The organism is Halioxenophilus aromaticivorans (assembly GCF_042850945.1).
Lineage (GTDB): Bacteria > Pseudomonadota > Gammaproteobacteria > Pseudomonadales > Cellvibrionaceae > Halioxenophilus > Halioxenophilus aromaticivorans.
This window is the reverse complement of the sequence record NZ_AP031496.1, coordinates 3,790,753-3,810,010: the sequence shown is the minus strand read 5'-3', so window position 1 is coordinate 3,810,010 and position 19,258 is coordinate 3,790,753. Positions and strand designations below refer to the sequence as shown.

At 50.6% G+C, this 19,258-nt stretch carries 15 protein-coding genes; 10 read left to right on the top strand and 5 right to left on the bottom strand.

Annotated elements, in window-relative coordinates; all coding sequences use genetic code 11:
• The first annotated feature begins 71 nt into the window (after positions 1 to 71).
• Positions 72 to 2,891, top strand: coding sequence for a hypothetical protein (locus tag ACGHM3_RS16345; protein WP_345425099.1), 2,820 nt, complete (start codon positions 72 to 74; stop codon positions 2,889 to 2,891).
• Between the two features lie 191 nt (positions 2,892 to 3,082).
• Entirely contained in the window at positions 3,083 to 4,444 is a 1,362-nt protein-coding gene (locus tag ACGHM3_RS16340) for an alginate export family protein (RefSeq protein ID WP_345425096.1), read from the top strand.
• 161 nt (positions 4,445 to 4,605) lie between these two features.
• On the opposite strand, the gene ACGHM3_RS16335 is transcribed toward ACGHM3_RS16340, so the two are convergent.
• A complete protein-coding gene (locus ACGHM3_RS16335) occupies positions 4,606 to 5,238 on the bottom strand; it encodes a TetR/AcrR family transcriptional regulator (RefSeq protein WP_345425093.1) in 633 nt (210 codons plus the stop codon).
• 334 nt (positions 5,239 to 5,572) lie between these two features.
• On the opposite strand from ACGHM3_RS16335, the gene ACGHM3_RS16330 reads away from it, so the two are divergent.
• From ACGHM3_RS16330 to ACGHM3_RS16300, 7 genes are all read left to right on the top strand, one after another.
• Positions 5,573 to 7,780: a TonB-dependent receptor domain-containing protein gene (locus ACGHM3_RS16330; RefSeq protein WP_345425090.1), complete on the top strand. Its 2,208-nt coding sequence runs from the start codon at positions 5,573 to 5,575 to the stop codon at positions 7,778 to 7,780.
• Between the two features lie 33 nt (positions 7,781 to 7,813).
• Complete coding sequence (locus tag ACGHM3_RS16325) at positions 7,814 to 8,968, top strand: amine dehydrogenase large subunit (RefSeq protein ID WP_345425087.1); 1,155 nt, start codon at positions 7,814 to 7,816, stop codon at positions 8,966 to 8,968.
• Positions 8,968 to 9,537, top strand: coding sequence for a MauE/DoxX family redox-associated membrane protein (locus ACGHM3_RS16320; protein WP_390517252.1), 570 nt, complete (start codon positions 8,968 to 8,970; stop codon positions 9,535 to 9,537). Before ACGHM3_RS16325 ends, ACGHM3_RS16320 begins: the two co-directional genes overlap by 1 nt.
• Positions 9,530 to 10,129 (top strand): thioredoxin-like domain-containing protein, encoded by a 600-nt coding sequence (locus tag ACGHM3_RS16315; RefSeq protein WP_345425081.1) that lies wholly within the window; start codon positions 9,530 to 9,532, stop codon positions 10,127 to 10,129. Before ACGHM3_RS16320 ends, ACGHM3_RS16315 begins: the two co-directional genes overlap by 8 nt.
• Before the next feature lie 8 nt (positions 10,130 to 10,137).
• On the top strand, positions 10,138 to 10,680 hold the full coding sequence (locus tag ACGHM3_RS16310) for a methylamine dehydrogenase light chain (protein ID WP_345425078.1): 543 nt from the start codon (positions 10,138 to 10,140) through the stop codon (positions 10,678 to 10,680).
• Between the two features lie 57 nt (positions 10,681 to 10,737).
• Positions 10,738 to 11,166 carry a hypothetical protein gene (locus ACGHM3_RS16305; RefSeq protein WP_345425075.1) on the top strand — a complete coding sequence of 143 codons (429 nt, stop codon included), beginning with the start codon at positions 10,738 to 10,740 and terminating at the stop codon, positions 11,164 to 11,166.
• A 203-nt stretch (positions 11,167 to 11,369) separates the two neighbouring features.
• A complete protein-coding gene (locus ACGHM3_RS16300; RefSeq protein ID WP_345425072.1) occupies positions 11,370 to 12,662 on the top strand; it encodes an endo alpha-1,4 polygalactosaminidase in 1,293 nt (430 codons plus the stop codon).
• A gap of 35 nt (positions 12,663 to 12,697) precedes the next feature.
• On the opposite strand, the gene ACGHM3_RS16295 is transcribed toward ACGHM3_RS16300, so the two are convergent.
• The 4 genes from ACGHM3_RS16295 to gltA form a co-directional block, all read right to left on the bottom strand.
• Positions 12,698 to 13,582 carry a DUF4097 family beta strand repeat-containing protein gene (locus ACGHM3_RS16295; protein ID WP_345425069.1) on the bottom strand — a complete coding sequence of 295 codons (885 nt, stop codon included), beginning with the start codon at positions 13,580 to 13,582 and terminating at the stop codon, positions 12,698 to 12,700.
• A gap of 10 nt (positions 13,583 to 13,592) precedes the next feature.
• Positions 13,593 to 14,111 (bottom strand): hypothetical protein, encoded by a 519-nt coding sequence (locus ACGHM3_RS16290; protein ID WP_345425066.1) that lies wholly within the window; start codon positions 14,109 to 14,111, stop codon positions 13,593 to 13,595.
• A gap of 45 nt (positions 14,112 to 14,156) precedes the next feature.
• Complete coding sequence (locus ACGHM3_RS16285; RefSeq protein WP_390517248.1) at positions 14,157 to 14,669, bottom strand: RNA polymerase sigma factor; 513 nt, start codon at positions 14,667 to 14,669, stop codon at positions 14,157 to 14,159.
• Positions 14,670 to 14,836: 167 nt separating this feature from the next.
• On the bottom strand, positions 14,837 to 16,111 hold the full coding sequence (gene gltA, locus ACGHM3_RS16280) for a citrate synthase (RefSeq protein WP_345425061.1): 1,275 nt from the start codon (positions 16,109 to 16,111) through the stop codon (positions 14,837 to 14,839).
• Between the two features lie 1,365 nt (positions 16,112 to 17,476).
• On the opposite strand from gltA, the gene sdhA reads away from it, so the two are divergent.
• On the top strand, positions 17,477 to 19,249 hold the full coding sequence (gene sdhA, locus ACGHM3_RS16275) for a succinate dehydrogenase flavoprotein subunit (protein WP_345425058.1): 1,773 nt from the start codon (positions 17,477 to 17,479) through the stop codon (positions 19,247 to 19,249).
• Positions 19,250 to 19,258 lie beyond the last annotated feature (9 nt).

Here is a 19,258-nt window from a genome sequence, read left to right as displayed (position 1 = left end):
ATCAGTTTCGCCTGGCGGCCACATATCGGGCGTAACATCACTTTTAAGCACAATACAATTAAGGTGTAGACATGCAACAAACCAAAATATTCATTGCAATGTTGGCTGCGGCTGCAGTGCTTACCGGTTGCGGTGGCGGTGACGACGGCGACGACGTTACCATTAACATTGAGCAAACTACTGACGACACCGGCAGTGGTAGCGATGGTGGCGACAGCGGCTCTGGTGGCACTGGCGTATTGCCAGATGGCGCTCCAGATGCTTCTAAAGCGTTCGTTACTTACAACTCAGATTATTCCGTAGGTACCTTGGAAGGTATTATCGATGAAGATGTTACCCTGGTAAGCAGTATTGAATGGCGATTGGCTGGCGTTGTTCAGGTGGGTGAAGGCAACGTGGCCGTTACCACCGATGCCGACGTGCAAGCCATAAAAGACGCCGGTGTAACACTGACTGTCGAGCCTGGCACTAACATTCGCAGCTTCGACGACGGTACCTTGTTGGTTACTCGAGGCTCTATGTTGATGGCCGACGGTACTGCTGCAGAGCCCATCACGTTTTCCAGTGTTGCCGATGCCGATTTTGATGGCCTAGGCGAATGGGGTGGTGTCATTATCCAAGGTTTTGCTACTCAGTACGGTCAAGGTGGCACCGGCGCCTGTTATGGCACTGGCACTGTGTGTAACGTCGAGGGTGAAGGCGGTACCGACGTATCGGTATTCGGCGGTAACGAAGACGACGACAACAGCGGTATTATTCGCTATGTGCGTATTGCCGAAGGCGGTCGCATTGCTGGTCCTAACAACGAGATTAACGGTTTAACTCTGCAAGGCGTTGGCCACGGCACTACTATTGAATACGTACAAGTTCACCAAAACCTGGACGACGGTATCGAGTGGTTCGGTGGTACTGTTAACGCCAAGTATGTTGTATTAACCGGCAATGATGACGACGATATCGATTTCGATGAAGGCTTTAAAGGTAATATCCAGTACGCTTTAATTGAAAAAGATCCTAACGCTTCCGGCCCACAAGGTTCTAACGACCCACGCGGTATCGAAGCCAACTCCAGTGACGCAGATTACACCCCAGAAACCGACGCAGTTATTGCTAACGTTACCATCATCGGTTCTGAAGTGAACAAAGCGGCTAACTCCAGCGGTGATGATGGCCAGCCAGGTATGCGCTTGCGCGGTTCATTAATTACCGGTGTATACAACTCTGCGGTAGCCAACTTCACCGATTGTGTTCGCATTGATGATTCCGATACCGACGGTGACGGCACAGTAGATTCTTTCTCTAACGTTACCTTGGAAAATGTCATTGGTGACTGTGACGATGCTTTCTACGCACGACGTGCTGCCGATGTTGAAACCAACACCGACATCAACACCACTCTAAGCTTCACCGCTACCCGCGCTATTGCCGAGCCCGTTGCTCAGCTAGACAGCGTAACGTCCATTACTGCAGTGGATAACGGTTCCGGTTTTGTGTTTGACCCTACCAACTACATCGGAGCGGTTGACCCAGCGGCGGCCTCTGGCTGGTGGGAAGGTTGGACTATCCCAGGTTCGGTAAATGCGGTAGAGCCAGCTGAAGCCAGCTTCGTTACCTGTGCCGACGACGTTTGTACTGTGACTGGTCGTATCGACGAAGACTACACCTTTGTTGCGGGTTACGAGTGGCGCTTAAGCGGTGAAGTGATTGTGGGTGAAGGCAACGTTTCCGTAGCAACCGATGCCGACGTGCAAGCGGTTAAAGATAACGGCGTTACCTTAACCATTCAACCTGGCGTTCACGTACGCGCTTTTGACGACGGTTCTCTGTTGGTGACTCGTGGTTCGAAATTAGAAGCGGCCGGTACTCCTTCAAGCCCAATTACTTTCAGTAGTGCGGCAGATGACGACCTGGAAGGCCTCGGTGAGTGGGGCGGCGTTATTGTTCAAGGTTTTGCGCCACAGTACGGCCAAGGCGGCACCGGTGCTTGTTACGGCTCTGGCAACGTGTGTAATGTTGAAGGCGAGGGCGGTACCGTCGTTGGTAACTTCGGTGGTAACGATCCAGCTGACGACAGCGGTACCATTCGCTATGTACGTATCGCTGAAGGCGGCAAAATTGCAGGCCCTAACAACGAAATTAACGGTTTAACCCTGCAAGGCGTGGGTTACGGTACTACCGTTGAGTACGTGCAAGTTCACCAAAACTTGGACGACGGTATCGAGTGGTTTGGTGGTACTGTTAACGCGAAATACTTGGTGTTAACGGGCAACGATGACGACGATATCGATTTCGATGAAGGTTATAAAGGTAACATCCAATACGCGATTATTCGCAAGGATCAAACCGCAACTGCGCCACAAGGTTCTAACGACCCACGTGCCATCGAAGCTAACTCCAGTGATCAGGATTACACCCCTGAAACCGAAGGTGCCTTGGCCAATATCCTAATCATCGGTTCGGATATGAACAAAGCCGGCGGTGAGCCAGCCATGCGTTTACGTGGCGCGCTGACTTCTCGTGTGTACAACACCGCTATCACAGCCTTCACCGACTGTGTGCGTATTGATGACGCCGATACCGATGGCGCTGGCACCATGGCACTGTCTGACGTAACTCTGGACAACGTCATTGGCCAGTGTGACGAGGACTTCTACTCCCACGAAGAGCCAGACGCTACCGCCGGTATCGTACAGGCGAACAGCGTAACAGTAGATGGCGCCTACGCCCTGACCGACGCCGAAGCTGTTGTAACTGCGCCTACTTTTGTACCAGTAGATAACGGTTCTGGTTTCACCTTTGACTCCACTGGCTTCATCGGTGCGGTTGAGCCTGGCACCGCAGCGGCAGACGCCTGGTGGGCAGGATGGATTATCGAAGGTTCTTTGGATTAATTCCAAAGCTCGATAACCAAACGCAACACAAAAAACCGTCTCATTTGAGGCGGTTTTTTTATGCGTGCAATTTAACGCTCGGCAACGATAGAAATTGTTATCAAAAAGCCAAGTAATAAAAATGTAACAGTGTCTGGCCGCTGATTAAATCTCGCTCATCATTTTTTCAACGATGGTGAACGGGGATTAACATGTTGGTAGCTTGCCTTAGACCTTTACTGTGCTGCGCGTTGACGGCGGCCGGTGTACTTTTTTCTTTGTGTTGCTCCAGCCAAGTTCAACCTGGTGAGCGCACCCAGCCACACTGGTTCAGTTTGGACGGCGCATCGCGGTTGCGGTTTGAACAACTGCACGGCCAATATCGGGTGGGACGAGAGGGCAGTGACCAAGGCTTATTCTTACGCACCAATGTGCGGGCAAGGGCAAGGTTTAGTTCAGTGCTGCTGGAAACCGAAGTGTTGGATGCCCGCCACGTGTTGGGCATCGCCGATGGCGGCTCGCCGCTGTCTGCCAGTACCATTAACCCGCTGGATGTTCTGCAGGCCAACCTGCAATTCAACACCGGGCAGTTCGCTAAATTCGGCCCGGGCGTGCTAAAGCTTGGCCGGTTTACCATGGACCTAGGCAGCGGCCGCTTTGTGACTCGCAACGGCACCCGTAACACCATCAATAGCTACGCAGGCTTGGAATGGTCATGGGGTGGGGCGCAAGGCAGCCAATGGCGGGCGTTTTATACTTCACCGGTGCAGCGTCGAGTGGACGGATTAGCATTGGACAACCGAGCCAAAACCGATCAGGTGCAAGCCAAGGCTCGTTTTTGGGGTTTGCACAACTCCTCGCAAACCGGGGCGCTTAAAACGCAGTGGTTTTGGTTCGGCTTAAAAGAGCAGGATGCGGTCAATCAGCCCAGTGCCAATCGTAATATTGATACCTTAGGAGTGAGCTTGGCAACGACACCCGGCCCAGGGCGTTGGATGGCTGAGGTAGAGACAGCCGCACAATGGGGGGAAGTTTGGCGTGGATCACAGGGCAGACAGAAACACAGCGCTTATTTTTTTCACCTAACCGGTGGCTATCAAATAGATTCAACCCGAAATACTCTTTGGGCGCTGCATTATGACTATGTTACCGGCGATGTTACCGGCGATGACAATCCCGCAGACCAGCGTAGCCAGGGGTTCGATTCTTTATTCGGAGGCCGGCGCGGAGACTTCGGGCCCACGGGTATTTTTGGGCCTTTTACACGCACCAACCTAAATACCCCTGGCCTATCACTCACAACATCACCTTCTCCACGGTGGCAGCTTAAGGCAATGGCCAGAGGTTATTGGCTGGCCAGCCAGTCCGGTGGCTTGCCAGCGGCAGGCATAACGAGCAACCAAGCCAGCAGTCGATATATTGGTAGCCAGGCGTCATTGCGATTGCGTTGGCGGCCTAGTGCGCCCTGGCTGCTGGATGCCACAGCGGCCTATTTGGCGGCAGGCGATGTGCTGGAGCATGTGGGCAAGGGGGATGCGCGTTACGCCTACCTTGCGTTGACCTATCAATTTTAACTGCCGCTGTTTTGGCTAAAAAACAGCCTAAAATAGTGCCAAAATGGTACGGGTGCACCAATTTCAGGCTCACCAAGGTTCGGTCAACATAATGCGCTGTTCACTTTCACGCCTTGCAAACGTACCAATGGCGTGGCGAAAAGCTCGCACTTGAACAGAATTTATTTTGGAATGTTACCGCTGTTTAGCATACCCAGAGCCATATTGTAGGCCATGGTTATTACGGCCTCACAGGCGTGGGTGTGCTTTTTATTGTGGCCAATAAACACCGTGTGGCCTTCTAAGCTCGAGGCTAAAAACAACGCGAAGTTTTCTGCCTGGGTTTGCGACAAGGCCGGGTTTATTTCGATGGCGAGTCTCTCATACACGTTACGATAAACTCGGTACATCTCTTCTACCAGTTCGTCGATTTCAGGTTCGTGGTTGGCCAGTGACCACATCTCGGGAAAGAACACTGTTGTGTTTAGCGTGGTTAAATCCCGCGTAACGTGTTGAATAATAATAAAAAGTTTTTCTTTTGGGTCTTTAATATTGGCAATGGCTTGGTCGAATTCTGTGAAGTAATTTTCGATCACATAGTCCAGCATAGCGGCTATCAATTCCAACCGGCTGCTGAAATGATGCTGCACATTACCCGCCGATAAGCCAACCCGCTTGGCAACCTTTCGTATCGAGAAATTGTGATATCCCTGCTCAATTAGTTGTAAGCGTGCTGCTTCAATAATCTGTTTTTTTCTCTCTACTCCGCTTTTGTAGGGTCCTCGTTTGACGAGTGTTTCTTGCTCTGTGGCCAACGTTGATCAACCTGCTTTTGTTGTGTGAATTATTTGGCTGCTAAGTGTAATGGAGCCTGCCTGCAAAAGCATCGCCTTTCCAAAATGGTTCGTGCGTACCAATTTGGCATGGGGGTTGCTCAAGGAGGTTTGAAGGCATCGATTTAACAGCGACCTTCAATAAGCTGTCAGCTGCCGATTCAGGATAAATCTACGCTCAAGCACGTGTGATCAGGTTTCACACAGCAGGAGATTAAGCAGGAAAAGGCTCTTCCAATTTTGTCTCCGTGATTTTGCATGGATGCTATTTCGGGAAAGTACACACCACTCAACACCATTAGGGGCGGTATCGAAAATGGATAAATTAACAACATTCACAGTAGGGCTAGCGTGTTTTGTGCAAAGCTCAATGTGTGCTTCTGCGGTTCTGGAAGAACTTACCGTGGTGGCTCAAAAACGAGAACAAAGTGTGCAAGATGTGGGCATTGCCGTAACCGCTATGACCGGCGACCAGATGGAGGCGCTCGGTTTCGATAATGCCCAGCAGGTGACGGCCATGGCTCCTGGAGTGCAAACCGTACAGCCCAACGGCGAAGCCAATTATTCTGTTGGTATTCGCGGTGTTACCAATTCAGATTTTACCACTAACGTGGAAAGCCCCGTGGCCATATACGTGGACGAGGTTTATATCAGCCAAATGTCCGGCGCGGGTTTTGCCCTCTACGATTTAGAGCGAGTGGAAATTCTTCGCGGCCCCCAAGGAACACTGTTTGGCCGCAACGCCACCGGCGGATTGGTGCATTTTATTACTGTAAAACCGTCACAAGAATTTGAAGGCTATGCCAAGTTTACCGGCGGAGACTTTTCCCAAACAAAATTGGAAGGTGCGCTGGGTGGGGGTGTGTCCGATAATCTAGCGGCCAGATTGTCCTTTAATATAAACCGAGCCGATGGTTACATCGAAAACCGTTACACCGGCAAAGATCTAAACAATGCCGACGATCAGTCCGCGCGCCTGCAACTGTTATACATGCCCACAGATACGCTCGATGTTCTGCTTAACCTTCGTTACAGCGAGCAGGATATTGACACCGGCTTTTTTGAAAACGTCAGTTCTGTGCGGGCGGGCGAATTAACGCCGAACGAATTTAACCCGGTGCTGGGCTACATCGATAACGATGGCGATGTCTATGCCGGAGACTACGACGACCCGGGTTTTAATGAGCTGGAAACTAAAGGCGCTACAGCCACTATTAATTGGCAGATGAGCGATCGTCTAAAGTTGGTTTCTATCACTGATACCTCCACCGTTGAGCGCACCTATATCGAAGATACTGATGCGTCACCGGTGTCCGTGTTTAATTTCTTTCTTACCACCGACGCCGAGCAACTATCGCAAGAATTACGCGTGGAAGGGGAGTTGGGTGATTCGCGCTGGGTGGCGGGAATGTATTATATGGATTTGGACATTAATGACAGCAACGGCGCGGTAAGCGATCCATTTTTTGGCGGTGGCGGAACCACTCAGGTTGGAAGTGAAGGTGGACTTTACAACCCTTACCAATCGACATTGACCAGCACATCGTTATTTACACAGTGGGAATTTCCTTTTGCCGATAAATTTAATTTTGTTGCCGGCTTGCGGGTGATTGAAGATAAAAAGGACTTTGATTTCAGCGTTAATGTGGTTGAATTTTTAAACCCAGATTCCACGCCGGGTTTCGACGCAGCAAACAATCAGGTGTTGCAAGCCGTTCTAGGCCAATACAGCAGCAGCCGAAAAGATACCGAACTAGCAGGTCGGCTGCAGCTCGATTGGTTTGTAAATGACGCCATGTTGGCCTACGCCAGCTGGAATCGGGGCGTAAAAGGTGGCGGATACAATGCCCCTATATTTCCTTTATCTGCTCCTAATACCTACGATGATGCCACCATGGCCTACGAGCCGGAGCAGCTGGATGCCTATGAAATCGGGCTAAAAATGGATGTGGGTAATATCGGCCGATTAAATATGGCGGCTTATTATTACGACTATTCCGACTACCAGATTTTCAACATCATTGGCTTAGATACCTTCACCATTAATAGTCCGGATGCACACTCCCAAGGATTTGAGTTGGAGCTGCAAATGAGCCCCAGTGCCCATCTCGATGTGCTGCTTGGTCTAGCCTACAACGACGCCGAAGCAGAGCTGTTGGATGGCACCAAACAAACGCCAATCCAGTCGCCTAAGTGGAACGTTAATGGCCTACTGCGCTACGAAATTCCTTCCACATTGGGTGGCTTTGCGATTCAGGGCGATTTTGTTTACCGCGACGACGTGTTTTTTGCGCTCACCGGTGCTGAAACCGTGGCTCAGGATGCCTACACCGTGTTCAACGCCAGCATCAGCTACACCTCGCCCGATGAACATTGGCAGCTTATAGCCTCACTGGATAACGTCACCGACGAAGAATACTTGGTACAAACCTTTGACCTTTCTGGTCTGGACGTTTTTGGCATCACCGAGCAGTACTACGGTAAGCCTCGTTGGTGGGGCGTTTCTGCGAAATACACGTGGTAACTGTTAATGCATTTTTTAGCTTGCGAGGATTCTATGTTTAAAACGTTTTTTAAGGTCGGCTTGCCTCTGGCACTGTGCTGGGCAACCGGTGTGGCGGCGGAGCTGGCCCCGGAGCCCATACCCAGTGTGGCCACGTTGCCCAAAACCTACCCAGATACCTGGTTGTTTGCCCACGATGCCAATTTTCACAGCCTAATTGCCGGTAAGGTTGTCATTGTCGATGTCGCCGCCGATAGCCAAGAAGTCAAGGGCATGATCGACGCCGCGCAAATGGCCACCTTTGCTGAATCCAAACACCAGCCGGTGTTATTTGTGGCGGAGTCCTTCTATGCCCGTAACACCCGGGGTGAGCGTACCGACGTGGTCACGGTTTATGACAGGTCGTCGTTAAAGGTGATCGACGAAATACTGTTGCCAAATACCAACAGGGGTCAAACCGTCACCAATAAAAATGCCATGCAGTTGATCGACGACGATAAATTTCTGTTGATCTACGGTTTTACGCCGGCACAGTCCATCATCGTTATTGATACCAAAACCCGTGAAGTGGTCAACGATGTCAGTATCGCGGGTTGTGCCTTGGCGTTTCCCTTGGGGCAGAGAGGCTTTATGTCGCTGTGCAGTAACGGCGCAATGCTGTCGGTGCAATTGGACGAAAAAGGTCAGGAAACAAGCCGCAAGCAACACGAGCCATTTTTTAATGTCGACCAAGACCCGCTGTTTGATAAAGCCGTGTTCGATGACACCACCGCGTACTTCATCAGCTACCAGGGGAAGATACAACCCATCGATATTTCCGGCGAAGAGCCTAAAGTTTTGCCCGGTTGGTCTTTGGTAAATGAAGCTGAGCAAGGTGACAACTGGCGCCCTGGTGGCTGGCAAATTTCTGCTCTGGACAAACAGGGCCACCTTTACGTTGTAATGCACGAAAACGGCTACGACGGAAGCCATAAATTCGGTGGTGAGACGATCTGGAAGTTTGATGTAAAAAGCCAGACCAAGGTCGCACAGTTGAGCCTAAAGGATAACGCTTTTTCCATTGAGGTGACGCACTCAAAAACGCCGTACTTGGCCGTAACCAACGTCAATATGGGCCTGGATGTGTATTCCGTCGAAGGTAAGTTTCAGCGTTATATCAATGTGAGCGATACCGCCATGCCGATTATTCTGCACGCGGGGAAACACTAATGGAGGTGACAAACCACTGGGCATCGCTGTTGGTATTGTCAGTCAATCTCGTTGCTCTTACCGTATTGCTGATAGGCTTTTCCAACAAGTTCGGTAAACGGGCCCCGCTGCCAGCGATGATTGCCCAGTATCGAATCGTTTCTTTGGCACAAGCTAAAGCACTTGCGCCTTTTTTATTAATGACAGAGCTAGGGGTTGTTGCTTTGGGCGTGTGTTTTATGGTTTTCGGGCAGTGGGGCAGTGTGTCGGCTCTGTTGCTCGCTGTTTATCTTTCGTACTGCGCTTTGCTTACAAGCGCCAAACTGCGCGCAATCCCCATGCAGGACTGCGGTTGCAGCTTGGCTAATCATCAAGAAGGAGCCAACGTTATCGCCATCTTAACGCGTAACGGTTTACTGGCTGTGCTATTGGTTTTTGCAGGGATGTGTTCCGCTTCAGTAGCACTTGTTGCACCCACGGTTGTGCTGTCGTTGCTGGTGTCTGTTTTATCTATTGTTGCGTTAACTGGCTTTGAGGCGTTAATGGTTAATGCAGAAAAATTAAAAGGGTTGAAAGTCTATCATGGATAATTTCTTAGTAATCTCCAACGCGATCCTATGGCTTGCGGTTATTGTTTTAAGTTTAATGGTGTATGCGCTGATTCGTCAGGTTGGCATTTTATACGAGCGCGTGGCGCCGGCAGGCGCTCTGGCCATTAATAAATCCATCACCGTCGGCGAGCAATCTCCTAAGCTTAGCGTGAAAAACGAGGTAACCGCTGCGCCGCTGGCCATTGGCGCTTCCGGTTCGGCCAAAAGCCAGCTGCTTTTCTTTGCCTCGCCTTCTTGTCCTGTGTGTAAAACGCTGATGCCCATCGCTAAGTCTGCGGCAAAAGCTGAACGATCGTGGTTGGATTTGATCGTTGCCACGGATGCAGAAAACAACGAGTTGCACAATTATATCCAAGCGCAGGAATTAGGAGGCACTACGGTGGTTAATTCAGAGTTGCTGGGAAAGACCTTCGGTGTATCAAAGCTGCCCTACGCGGTATTGATTGACGAGCAGGGCGTGGTTCGTGGCATGGGTATTGTCAATTCGCGCGAGCATTTGGAAAGCCTTTTTAATGCCAAGGAGCTGGGCTACGCCTCGTTACAAGAATACATGCAAAAGCACTACGCCTAGGAGTGGTTATGAGTATCATTGATCGAATAATGGAGCGCACTACACGTAAAGTAGCGCAAAACAGCTCACGACGGCAGTTGTTGAGCCAATTTTCCAAGGTGCTGGTTGGGGCCGCCGCCGTGCCGCTGCTGCCGGTGGCTCGCGCCTCTGAAAGTACCGGCGGTTATCCTGGCGTGGGTGCACAAACCAGTGGCATTGAGGGTGACCCTGGTGATCCTACCAGCTGCGATTATTGGCGCTACTGCGCCATCGATGGCTTTCTATGCAGTTGTTGCGGAGGCAGTGCACACAGCTGCCCGCCGGGCACAGAAATGTCGCCCATTACGTGGATTGGCACCTGTTTAAATCCGTTAGATGGTAAGAACTATATTATTTCCTACAACGACTGCTGTGGAACAACCAGTTGTGGGCGCTGCCTGTGTAATAGAAATGAAGGTGACAAACCTGTTTACAGGCCGCACTCCAATAACGATATCAACTGGTGTTTGGGCACGAGCTCTAACGTGTATAACTGTTCCACCGCTGTTGTGCTAGGCGTCGCATCTTTGTAGTGGTGAGTAAACACAATGCTTTTAAGCTGGAAAACTGATTCGTTTGTTAGGAAGCCAATGGTTGCTTCTGTTTGCTTGGCTGCGTTTGCAGCCAGTTTTTTTCTTCCGCAGGCTCGCTGTGAGGAAACCACTGGCGATAACAAAACCCAAGCGAAGATACACTATATGCTTCAATGCCAAGGTTGCCACTTGGCTAATGGCACCGGCACCACCACCGGCGTACCGGATATGACGGAATACGGAGCCTTACTACTAAAACAAAAGCAAGGGCGAAAGTTTTTTATTCAAGTGCCGGGGGCCTCCAACGCAGCATTAAATAATAAGCAGCTGGCGGCGGTATTGAATTACATCGTCGACGAGATTCTACAGGCTGACGATGTTGATGATTTTACCGAACAGGAGATTGCAAACAGCAGAGGCAAGCCGTTGGGGGATGTAGTGGCCCATCGGAAATCGTTGATTTCCTCTCTTGCCGAACCGCAATAAACCAGAAAGACTTACCATCAAAAGTAATTGTCTTTACTCCCTAGGATAAAAATAGGGCGTCGATTCCCACACCAGCAAACGCACAGTTGGTTTAGAAACGTGACCTTTGCTTACCTTAAAGAGTAACCCAGTTCACTGAATTCAACCCTGTAGAATGTTTCACTGCCGTTTTATTTTATTGCCTAAAATGGAAGGATTCTAAAGTGATTAAACAACTACTAGGATTGGTGGCAGCCATGGCTGTGCCAGTGCTGCTGCATGCGGAAACCGTCAACCTCGGGGTAGCCAATATTGACGTTCGCAAAGGTAGTATTAGCAACCAAAATGTCAATGTGCTCAATAGCAGAACGTTGACGGGTAACCAAGACGATTGGTCAACTTACATCGAGTTGGCTCCAGACAGTAATCGCTTTGTTGGTTTGTTCGACTTTAAAGCCCCACAGAGGCAGGGCTGGAGCAAGTTGGTAGTCAACGCTAACACCATAGGCGAGGCAGCCAGCGTGCAGCGCTGGCGTTTTCAATTGCGAGATTTTACCAACAAGCGTTGGCTGGATATCGGCAATAATAATGGCGCCTCAGATTGGCTCTGGCACGGCCAGGCCATGCCGGTTGGGCAGTCGATTAGCAATTATATTAACGGCAACGGCCGTATCCGTATTCGCTACTTTTCCAACAACGCAACGGATGTAAGCAATATAGATCAGCTCACGGTTGCATTGACCAAACCAAATACGGGTAACGATCAATGGTGGCAGCCTACACCGGAAGACAAGCTCACTTGGCAATGGCAAATTAACGGTAATTTAAACACATCGCTGGATGTCGATATGTACGATGTTGACCTGTTTGATACCAGTGCCGCCACCATACAAAACCTCAAAAACGATGGTCGTATCGTGGTGTGTTATTTCAGTGCCGGTACCTATGAGGGCTGGCGTGACGATTGGGCAACTCACTTTCCGTTTATCACAGGCGACGATTACAGCGGAAGTCAGCCGCCCTTTGCTGGCAATATGGCTGATTGGGATGAGCGCTGGTTGGATATCCGCCGTATAGATTTGTTGCAAGGCATAATGAGTGCGCGCATGGACCTTGCGGTGGAAAAAGGCTGTGATGCGGTGGAGCCAGATAATATGGATGCTTACACCAATGGTGATGAAACCGGCATTAACTTAACCGCCCAGGATCAATTGGACTACAACCGTTGGATAGCAAACCTCGCCCACAGTAAGGGGCTGTCCGTGGGTTTGAAAAACGACGTTGAACAGGTGACGGAATTGGTGGGCGACTTTGACTGGGCCTTAAATGAGCAGTGCTACCAATACAATGAGTGCGACGTTTACGATGCTTTCACTGATGCTGGAAAAGCCGTATTTGGCGTGGAGTACCAAGGCGGCCCCGCGAAGTTCTGCCCGTACTTTAACGCAAAAGGATTTTCTTGGCTGAAGAAAAGTTTGGCTTTAAATGCTTGGCGCCAGGGCTGCGAGGACTTCTAACAGGGAATTGCGGGTGTGGTGCACCCGCAATGCGTTTATTCGATAGTAATGTTGCCGCTGACGGTGGAGATACGGATGTCACCATCGCCATCGCCCACGGTGTATACCAACGAACTACCGGCCCAGCGTTGTTTGCTGGCCAAGTCGTCGGTTAGGTTATTTTGGATATCACCGTTCATGGTGTCGATTTCTACTTTGGCGTTAATCGAATTTAAAAAGGAAATGTCGATATCGCCATTCACGGCGTTGTATTCTAGATGCGGTTTATTGCCGGTGTGGGTTTTAGTTTCTATATCGCCGGATACCGAATTGAATTCGCCCTCGTCCAATTTTCCTTGGTTATTGACGTTAATATCGCCCTGTACGGATTCCAGTTCCAAGCGGGTTGCAATGCCGGCAAAATCGATATCGCCACTTACCGACTCGGCGAACACCATGCCCTCGTGATCATTAATCACCACGTCACCTGAGACGGTTTCCAAATCCACCCGTGAACGATTGCCGCTCACGCGCAGCTCGCCACTGACGGTTTCTAGATCGATATCACCTAAAATACCGCTGATGTTGAAATCCGTGGCAAAACCCTCAGCCTCCAGCGAAGCGCCCAGGGGGAGGTGAATGGTGAGGTGAGAACCTTGGTTGTTGCCGGTGTTCCAGCTGCGAGCGTTGGGTTGCGAGTCTATGACAATCTTTACGTCGCTATCGCTGCTGGTGAATTCAAAGCGATCGGTTTGTTCGTCTAAATTACCAACCACACTGACTTCTTGCTTGTTCCATCCTTTTACCGTGATCTTGCCTCGCACGTTTTCCAGCAACACTTTCGGAGCCTCACCGGTGGGCTTGATTTGATTGATGCTTTCACCGGCCGCCAAGGCGAGGCTAGGAATCGCGAGCGCGACGGATAAGACGATATTGTTCATGGCGTGTTCCTCACAGGGAAATGGCGTTGGCTCGGTTAATAAGGTTAACTTGCTGCTTCGACAAATCGAGCAGCCGTTTATTCAATGCGGGGTTGTTGGGTGCTTGTTCTAGGGCTGAATTGATTTCATTGATGGCCGATTGGATGATCCCGAGATTTTGTTCGATTACTTGGGCTTGGCTGGGCTGCAGGCATTGGTCAATTAGGGGCGTCGTTGCTGCGTTGGCAGCGGTATAGGACGCTGGCATCATCGCGGTGTTTTGCTGGCGAACATCAAAGTTGGCGGCAATTTCACCGCGCAAATGTTGATTCTGCAGCCCGGTAAATAGGGCGGCGGTGATACCTAACACGCCCACCAGCAGTGATGCTGCTACGGCGCTACCAGCCTGCCACCAGGGCCGAGCTGGAACATGAATTTGCGCCGCGATTTGTGGCCATAACTCGTTCTCGGGCTCAATGCGCGCGCTTAGTGTTGCCAGCTTGGCGTCAAGCTCTGAGTCGTTTAAGGGTGTCTTCGGTGTTTCGCTCATGCGGTGTTCTCAACACGGTTAATCTTTTAAGCCCATGGATCGCCGTTAAGCCAACCAGGTTTTTAGAGCATTACGCGCTCGGTGCAATTGGGCCTTGCTGGTGCCCACGGCAATATCCAAGGTGCTGGCTATCTCTTCATGGGTGTAGCCTTCGATGCTGAACAGTACCAATACCGTGCGCGCGCCATCGGGTAGCTTGTGCAGCGCTTTTTCAATATCGCCGTCGGCGTCAAACTGTCCGGCCTGGCTGGCCACTTCGGCAACACTGTCCAAGTCGTCTTCAAATTTGGCTTTATTGCGCCTCAAGTTAGAAATCACCACGTTTGCGGTTACGCGGTAAAGCCAGGTGCCAAATTGGCTGTCGCCTTTAAAACTGGCCAATTTATTCCAGGCGCGCACGAACGCCTCTTGGCTCAGATCTTCTGCCCAATGTCGATCGCCACACAGCCTTAGAGAGAGCGCATAGACGCGGGCGTGATGCACGCGGTAGAGCTGTTCAAAGGCCTTGCTGTCTCCGTTCTGTGCGGCTTTAACCAGTTTCTTTTCTTGAATGTCCAATGCTGGTTCCGGAGGTCCTTTGTCAGCTAGGACGGAGGCTCGGGAGGAAAGGTTTACGGCGGGCATAAAAAATGATGCTAACGAGCGAGAAGGGTGCAATCACTGCCGGTTGGTTGAAAAAAAAAGCTGGCGGTTGCCAGCTTTTTCGGGGTGGGTAAGCGTAGTGCTTAGCCTGGGTAGTCGCGCTTTGGATGGCCAGTGTAAAGCTGACGAGGACGACCGATTTTCAGCTCGCCGCTGAGCATTTCGTTCCAGTGGGCGATCCAACCAACGGTGCGGCCAGTGGCAAAAATTACGGTGAACATCTCGGTAGGAATACCGATAGCCTTCATAATAATGCCGGAGTAGAAGTCTACGTTGGGGTAGAGTTTCTTCTCAACGAAGTACGGATCTTCCAAGGCGATCTCTTCCAGACGCTTAGCAACGGCCAGCAGTGGATCGTTGATGCCAAGCTCTTCCAATACCTCAGCGCAGGTCTCTTTCATTACTTTGGCGCGTGGGTCAAAGTTTTTGTATACGCGGTGGCCAAAGCCCATCAGACGGAACGGGTCGTCTTTGTCTTTGGCTTTTGCTACGTACTTGTCGATTTGGTCAACGCTGCCGATTTCGTTCAGCATATCCAGCACGGCTTCGTTAGCGCCACCGTGTGATGGGCCCCATAAAGCGGTAATACCAGAGGCGATACAAGCGAACGGGTTGGCACCAGAAGAACCGGCTAGACGTACAGTGGAAGTTGAGGCGTTCTGCTCGTGGTCGGCGTGCAACAGGAAGATTTTATCCATTGCTTTGGCCAGAACAGGGCTGACTTCTGGGTCGTCGCATGGCGTGCCAAACATCATGTGCAGGAAGTTTTCTGCGTAACCCAGCTTGTTGTTAGGGTACATGAACGGCTGGCCAAGGTAGTGCTTGTAGCACATGGCAGCCAGAGTTGGCATTTTGGCGATCAGGCGGTGCGCGGAAATGGCGCGGTGCTCAGGATTATGAATGTCGATGGCGTCGTGATAGAAGGAAGCCAGGGCGCCAACCGCACCACACATCATGGACATTGGGTGGGCGTTGTAGTTAAACCCACGGAAGAAACGAGACATCGATTCTTTCACCATGGTGTGGTGAGTGATGATATCTACGAATTCAGTTTTTTCTTCGGGGGAGGGCAGTTCGCCGTTGAGGAGGAGATAGCAGGTTTCTAGGTAGTCGGACTTATCTGCTAGCTGTTCAATGGGGTAGCCTCGGTGAAGCAGAACGCCATTGTCGCCATCGATGTAGGTAATCTTGGATTCACAGGCGGCGGTAGAAACAAAACCGGGATCGTAAGTGAAAAAGCCGTGCTTAGTTAAACCGCGAACATCAACAACATCTGGGCCTGTAGAGCCGGAATACACCGGAAGATCTATTTTCTCGTCCAAACCCTCGACCGTAAGTTGTGCTTTCTTATCAGTCATAACGGACTCCTGTTTCAGCGTAATGTAATGCGAAAGGCTTCTCTCAGAGCGTACTTTTATACCATAGCCGCTAAAAGCAGTTATGTCTGGTAGTCAAATGACTGAGCCGATCGTTAGGAAAAAAGGGGCAAAAGCTGGCCTCGGCGCCAGATGCTCCATTAGCAGGGAAGAAAAACTATACGTTGCTAGTAGAGAAAGTCAATTTCTACTGCAAGATTATGCAAGTTAATATCCTAGTCTTTAGTCTTACTCGAAATAAAAAAGGGTGACACTTAGTCCAGTTGTTTTTATATTGCTTCATGACGCAAGTGCAGCAATTTCGGGCCTTGCAGGAAGCTTTGGCGTCAGTTTTCGGTGCTGCAGTAGAGTATTTTTATCCTCGGTTTGGCCATGATTGGGGCCTGGATAAAATTTGTAATTTTTGGGCTGTTTGGCGCCGTAATCACCATGGTTTGGCTGATTTCTGACCGGTAAACGTCGTTTGGTGCGGTGCGCAACTGAGAAAATTAGCTTTACACGGGGTAGAAGTCAGCCCATATTGCTTTTGGTTGTAGCCGAGGGACTTTATATTGCGATTGGGGCGGTAAGCTAATTGTAATTTACATGCCTTGTAACTATAATTCGGCGCGGCTTATGAAGGCTCGCTGCGGCGCATTGCCTGTGTCCCGCCTGATAAAACCATAACGCTCACCATGTTTGGCCACCTGGATCGAAAAGAAGCGTTGGGTTAGTGCACACCGTCTGCGTTATTTGGTTGTTCAACTATAATCAACCCTGTTCGCCGGCACCTACTTACATGTATGGGTTACATGTATGGGCCGAGGCAAACTAACGAGTGTGGCATCTTTATAAAGCAAAATAGAAGTCTACATACAGCAAGACAGAAGTCTACCCACCGGTGGCGGCACGCCCCGCACACACTTAGCCTCCTAGTCATAAAGGGGCGAATAGAAGGTAGTAACAACCGTGAATACAAATAGACCTGTTAATCTTGAATCCCCCTCAATGGCATCGGCCGTGCATGGGTTCAGTGGTACTGATAACGGGCTAATCCGACGTGTTAGTGCCATCGTACTAACAGCATATGCTCTAGTGATACTAGTTTCAGGTGCAATCTACTGCGATTTGTTCTCTGGGTCATACCAGACCATTGAACAATGGCGGTCCTTTTTCAATCAACCCTGGGTTCGTGTTTTAGGCTTGTTGGCCACAGTGTTTGTGGTGGTACAGGCCGGCGCTCAAATGCGGGCTGGGTTGAATAAAATAGGGGCCGTAAAGCATCGGGCAGTTATGTTCGTAGCTTGCAGTGTGGTTGCGGTAACTTACGCAGTTATCAGCGTAAAGATTTTGTGGGGGCTTTAGTTTATGGCGAATATTCGAACGATTGATTTTGACGGTATCGTAATTGGTGGCGGTGGCGCAGGCATGCGCGCTGCATTACAAATGGCTCAGTCAGGTTTTAAAACCGCGGTTATCACTAAGGTGTTCCCGACTCGATCCCATACAGTATCCGCCCAAGGTGGGATTACTTGCGCCATTGCAAGCTCGGATCCAGACGACGATTGGCGTTGGCACATGTATGACACCGTTAAGGGGTCAGATTATATCGGTGACCAAGACGCCATCGAATACATGTGCTCAGTAGGCCCAGAGGCCGTATTTGAGCTGGAGCATATGGGTTTGCCTTTTTCTCGTACCGAGAATGGTCGCATCTACCAGCGCCCATTTGGTGGTCAGTCGAAGGATTTCGGTAAGGGTGGCCAAGCGGCGCGTACCTGTGCTGCGGCAGACCGTACCGGCCACGCATTGCTGCACACTCTATATCAAAACAACGTCAAAAATAACACCGTGTTTATGACCGAGTGGTTCGCCGTTGATTTGGTGAAAAACCAAGATGGCGTGGTAACCGGCGTTATCGCTTTGTGTATCGAAACGGGCGAAACCGTTTACGTGAAATCCAAAGCTACCGTATTTGCCACCGGCGGCGCAGGCAGAATCTACGCCTCCACCACCAACGCGCACATCAATACCGGTGACGGCGTTGGCATGGCCCTGCGCGCTGGCGTGCCCATGCAAGATATTGAAATGTGGCAGTTCCACCCAACGGGTATTCATGGTGCCGGCGTGTTGGTTACCGAAGGTTGCCGCGGTGAGGGCGGTTACTTGATCAACAAAGATGGCGAGCGTTTTATGGAGCGTTACGCGCCAAACGCTAAAGATTTGGCCGGTCGCGACGTTGTTGCTCGCTCGATGGTCCTAGAGATTCTCGAAGGCCGTGGTTGTGGCCCTGATGGCGATCACGTATTCCTCAAGCTCGATCACTTAGGTGAAGAAGTGTTGGAAAGCCGTTTGCCAGGCATTTGCGAGTTGTCACGCACCTTCGCTCACGCCGACCCGGTGAAAGTACCTGTTCCCGTTGTTCCTACCTGTCATTACATGATGGGTGGCGTGCCGACTAACATCCACGGTCAGGCACTGACTCAGGACGCCAACGGCAATGATCAGATTATCGAAGGCTTGTACGCCTGTGGTGAGATTGCCTGTGTATCTGTGCACGGTGCTAACCGATTGGGCGGCAACTCGCTGCTTGACTTGGTTGTATTTGGTCGTGCATCTGGCCTGTATATTGAACAACAACTTAAGGATGGTATCGAGATGCGTGAGTCTACCGCCACCGATATCGAAGAGGCCATGAGCCGCCTTAACAAGGTCAATAATTCCAGCTCCGGTGAAAACGCTGCTGTGCTGCGTAAAGAGCTGCAAACTGTCATGCAAAACCACTTCGGTGTATTCCGTAAGGGTGAGTTTATGCAAGAAGGTATTCGCAAGCTTGCTGACTTACGTGAGCGCATTGAAAATCTGCACTTGGCCGACAAGAGTAATGCCTTTAACACCGCTCGTATCGAGGCGTTAGAGCTACAAAACTTGCTAGAGACCGCAGAGGCTACCGCCATTGCTGCGGAAGCGCGCAAAGAATCACGTGGTGCACACGCCCGTGAGGACTTCCAAGAGCGTGACGATGAGAATTGGCTGTGCCACTCAATGTACTTCCCTGGTGAGAAGCGGGTGGGCAAGCGAGCAGTCAACTTTGAGCCCAAAACGGTTGACTATTTTGTGCCTAAAGTGCGTACCTATTAATTTCGGGAG

Excerpts from the sequence above, each read along its gene's own strand:
- ACGHM3_RS16340 (WP_345425096.1), top strand. The coding sequence starts at position 3,083 with ATGTTGGTAGCTTGCCTTAGACCTTTACTGTGCTGCGCGTTGACGGCG.
- ACGHM3_RS16345 (WP_345425099.1), top strand. The coding sequence starts at position 72 with ATGCAACAAACCAAAATATTCATTGCAATGTTGGCTGCGGCTGCAGTG.
- ACGHM3_RS16310 (WP_345425078.1), top strand. The coding sequence starts at position 10,138 with ATGAGTATCATTGATCGAATAATGGAGCGCACTACACGTAAAGTAGCG.
- ACGHM3_RS16325 (WP_345425087.1), top strand. The coding sequence starts at position 7,814 with ATGTTTAAAACGTTTTTTAAGGTCGGCTTGCCTCTGGCACTGTGCTGG.
- sdhA (WP_345425058.1), top strand. The coding sequence starts at position 17,477 with ATGGCGAATATTCGAACGATTGATTTTGACGGTATCGTAATTGGTGGC.
- ACGHM3_RS16295 (WP_345425069.1), bottom strand. The coding sequence starts at position 13,582 with ATGAACAATATCGTCTTATCCGTCGCGCTCGCGATTCCTAGCCTCGCC.
- ACGHM3_RS16330 (WP_345425090.1), top strand. The coding sequence starts at position 5,573 with ATGGATAAATTAACAACATTCACAGTAGGGCTAGCGTGTTTTGTGCAA.
- ACGHM3_RS16290 (WP_345425066.1), bottom strand. The coding sequence starts at position 14,111 with ATGAGCGAAACACCGAAGACACCCTTAAACGACTCAGAGCTTGACGCC.
- ACGHM3_RS16305 (WP_345425075.1), top strand. The coding sequence starts at position 10,738 with ATGGTTGCTTCTGTTTGCTTGGCTGCGTTTGCAGCCAGTTTTTTTCTT.
- ACGHM3_RS16315 (WP_345425081.1), top strand. The coding sequence starts at position 9,530 with ATGGATAATTTCTTAGTAATCTCCAACGCGATCCTATGGCTTGCGGTT.
- ACGHM3_RS16320 (WP_390517252.1), top strand. The coding sequence starts at position 8,968 with ATGGAGGTGACAAACCACTGGGCATCGCTGTTGGTATTGTCAGTCAAT.
- gltA (WP_345425061.1), bottom strand. The coding sequence starts at position 16,111 with ATGACTGATAAGAAAGCACAACTTACGGTCGAGGGTTTGGACGAGAAA.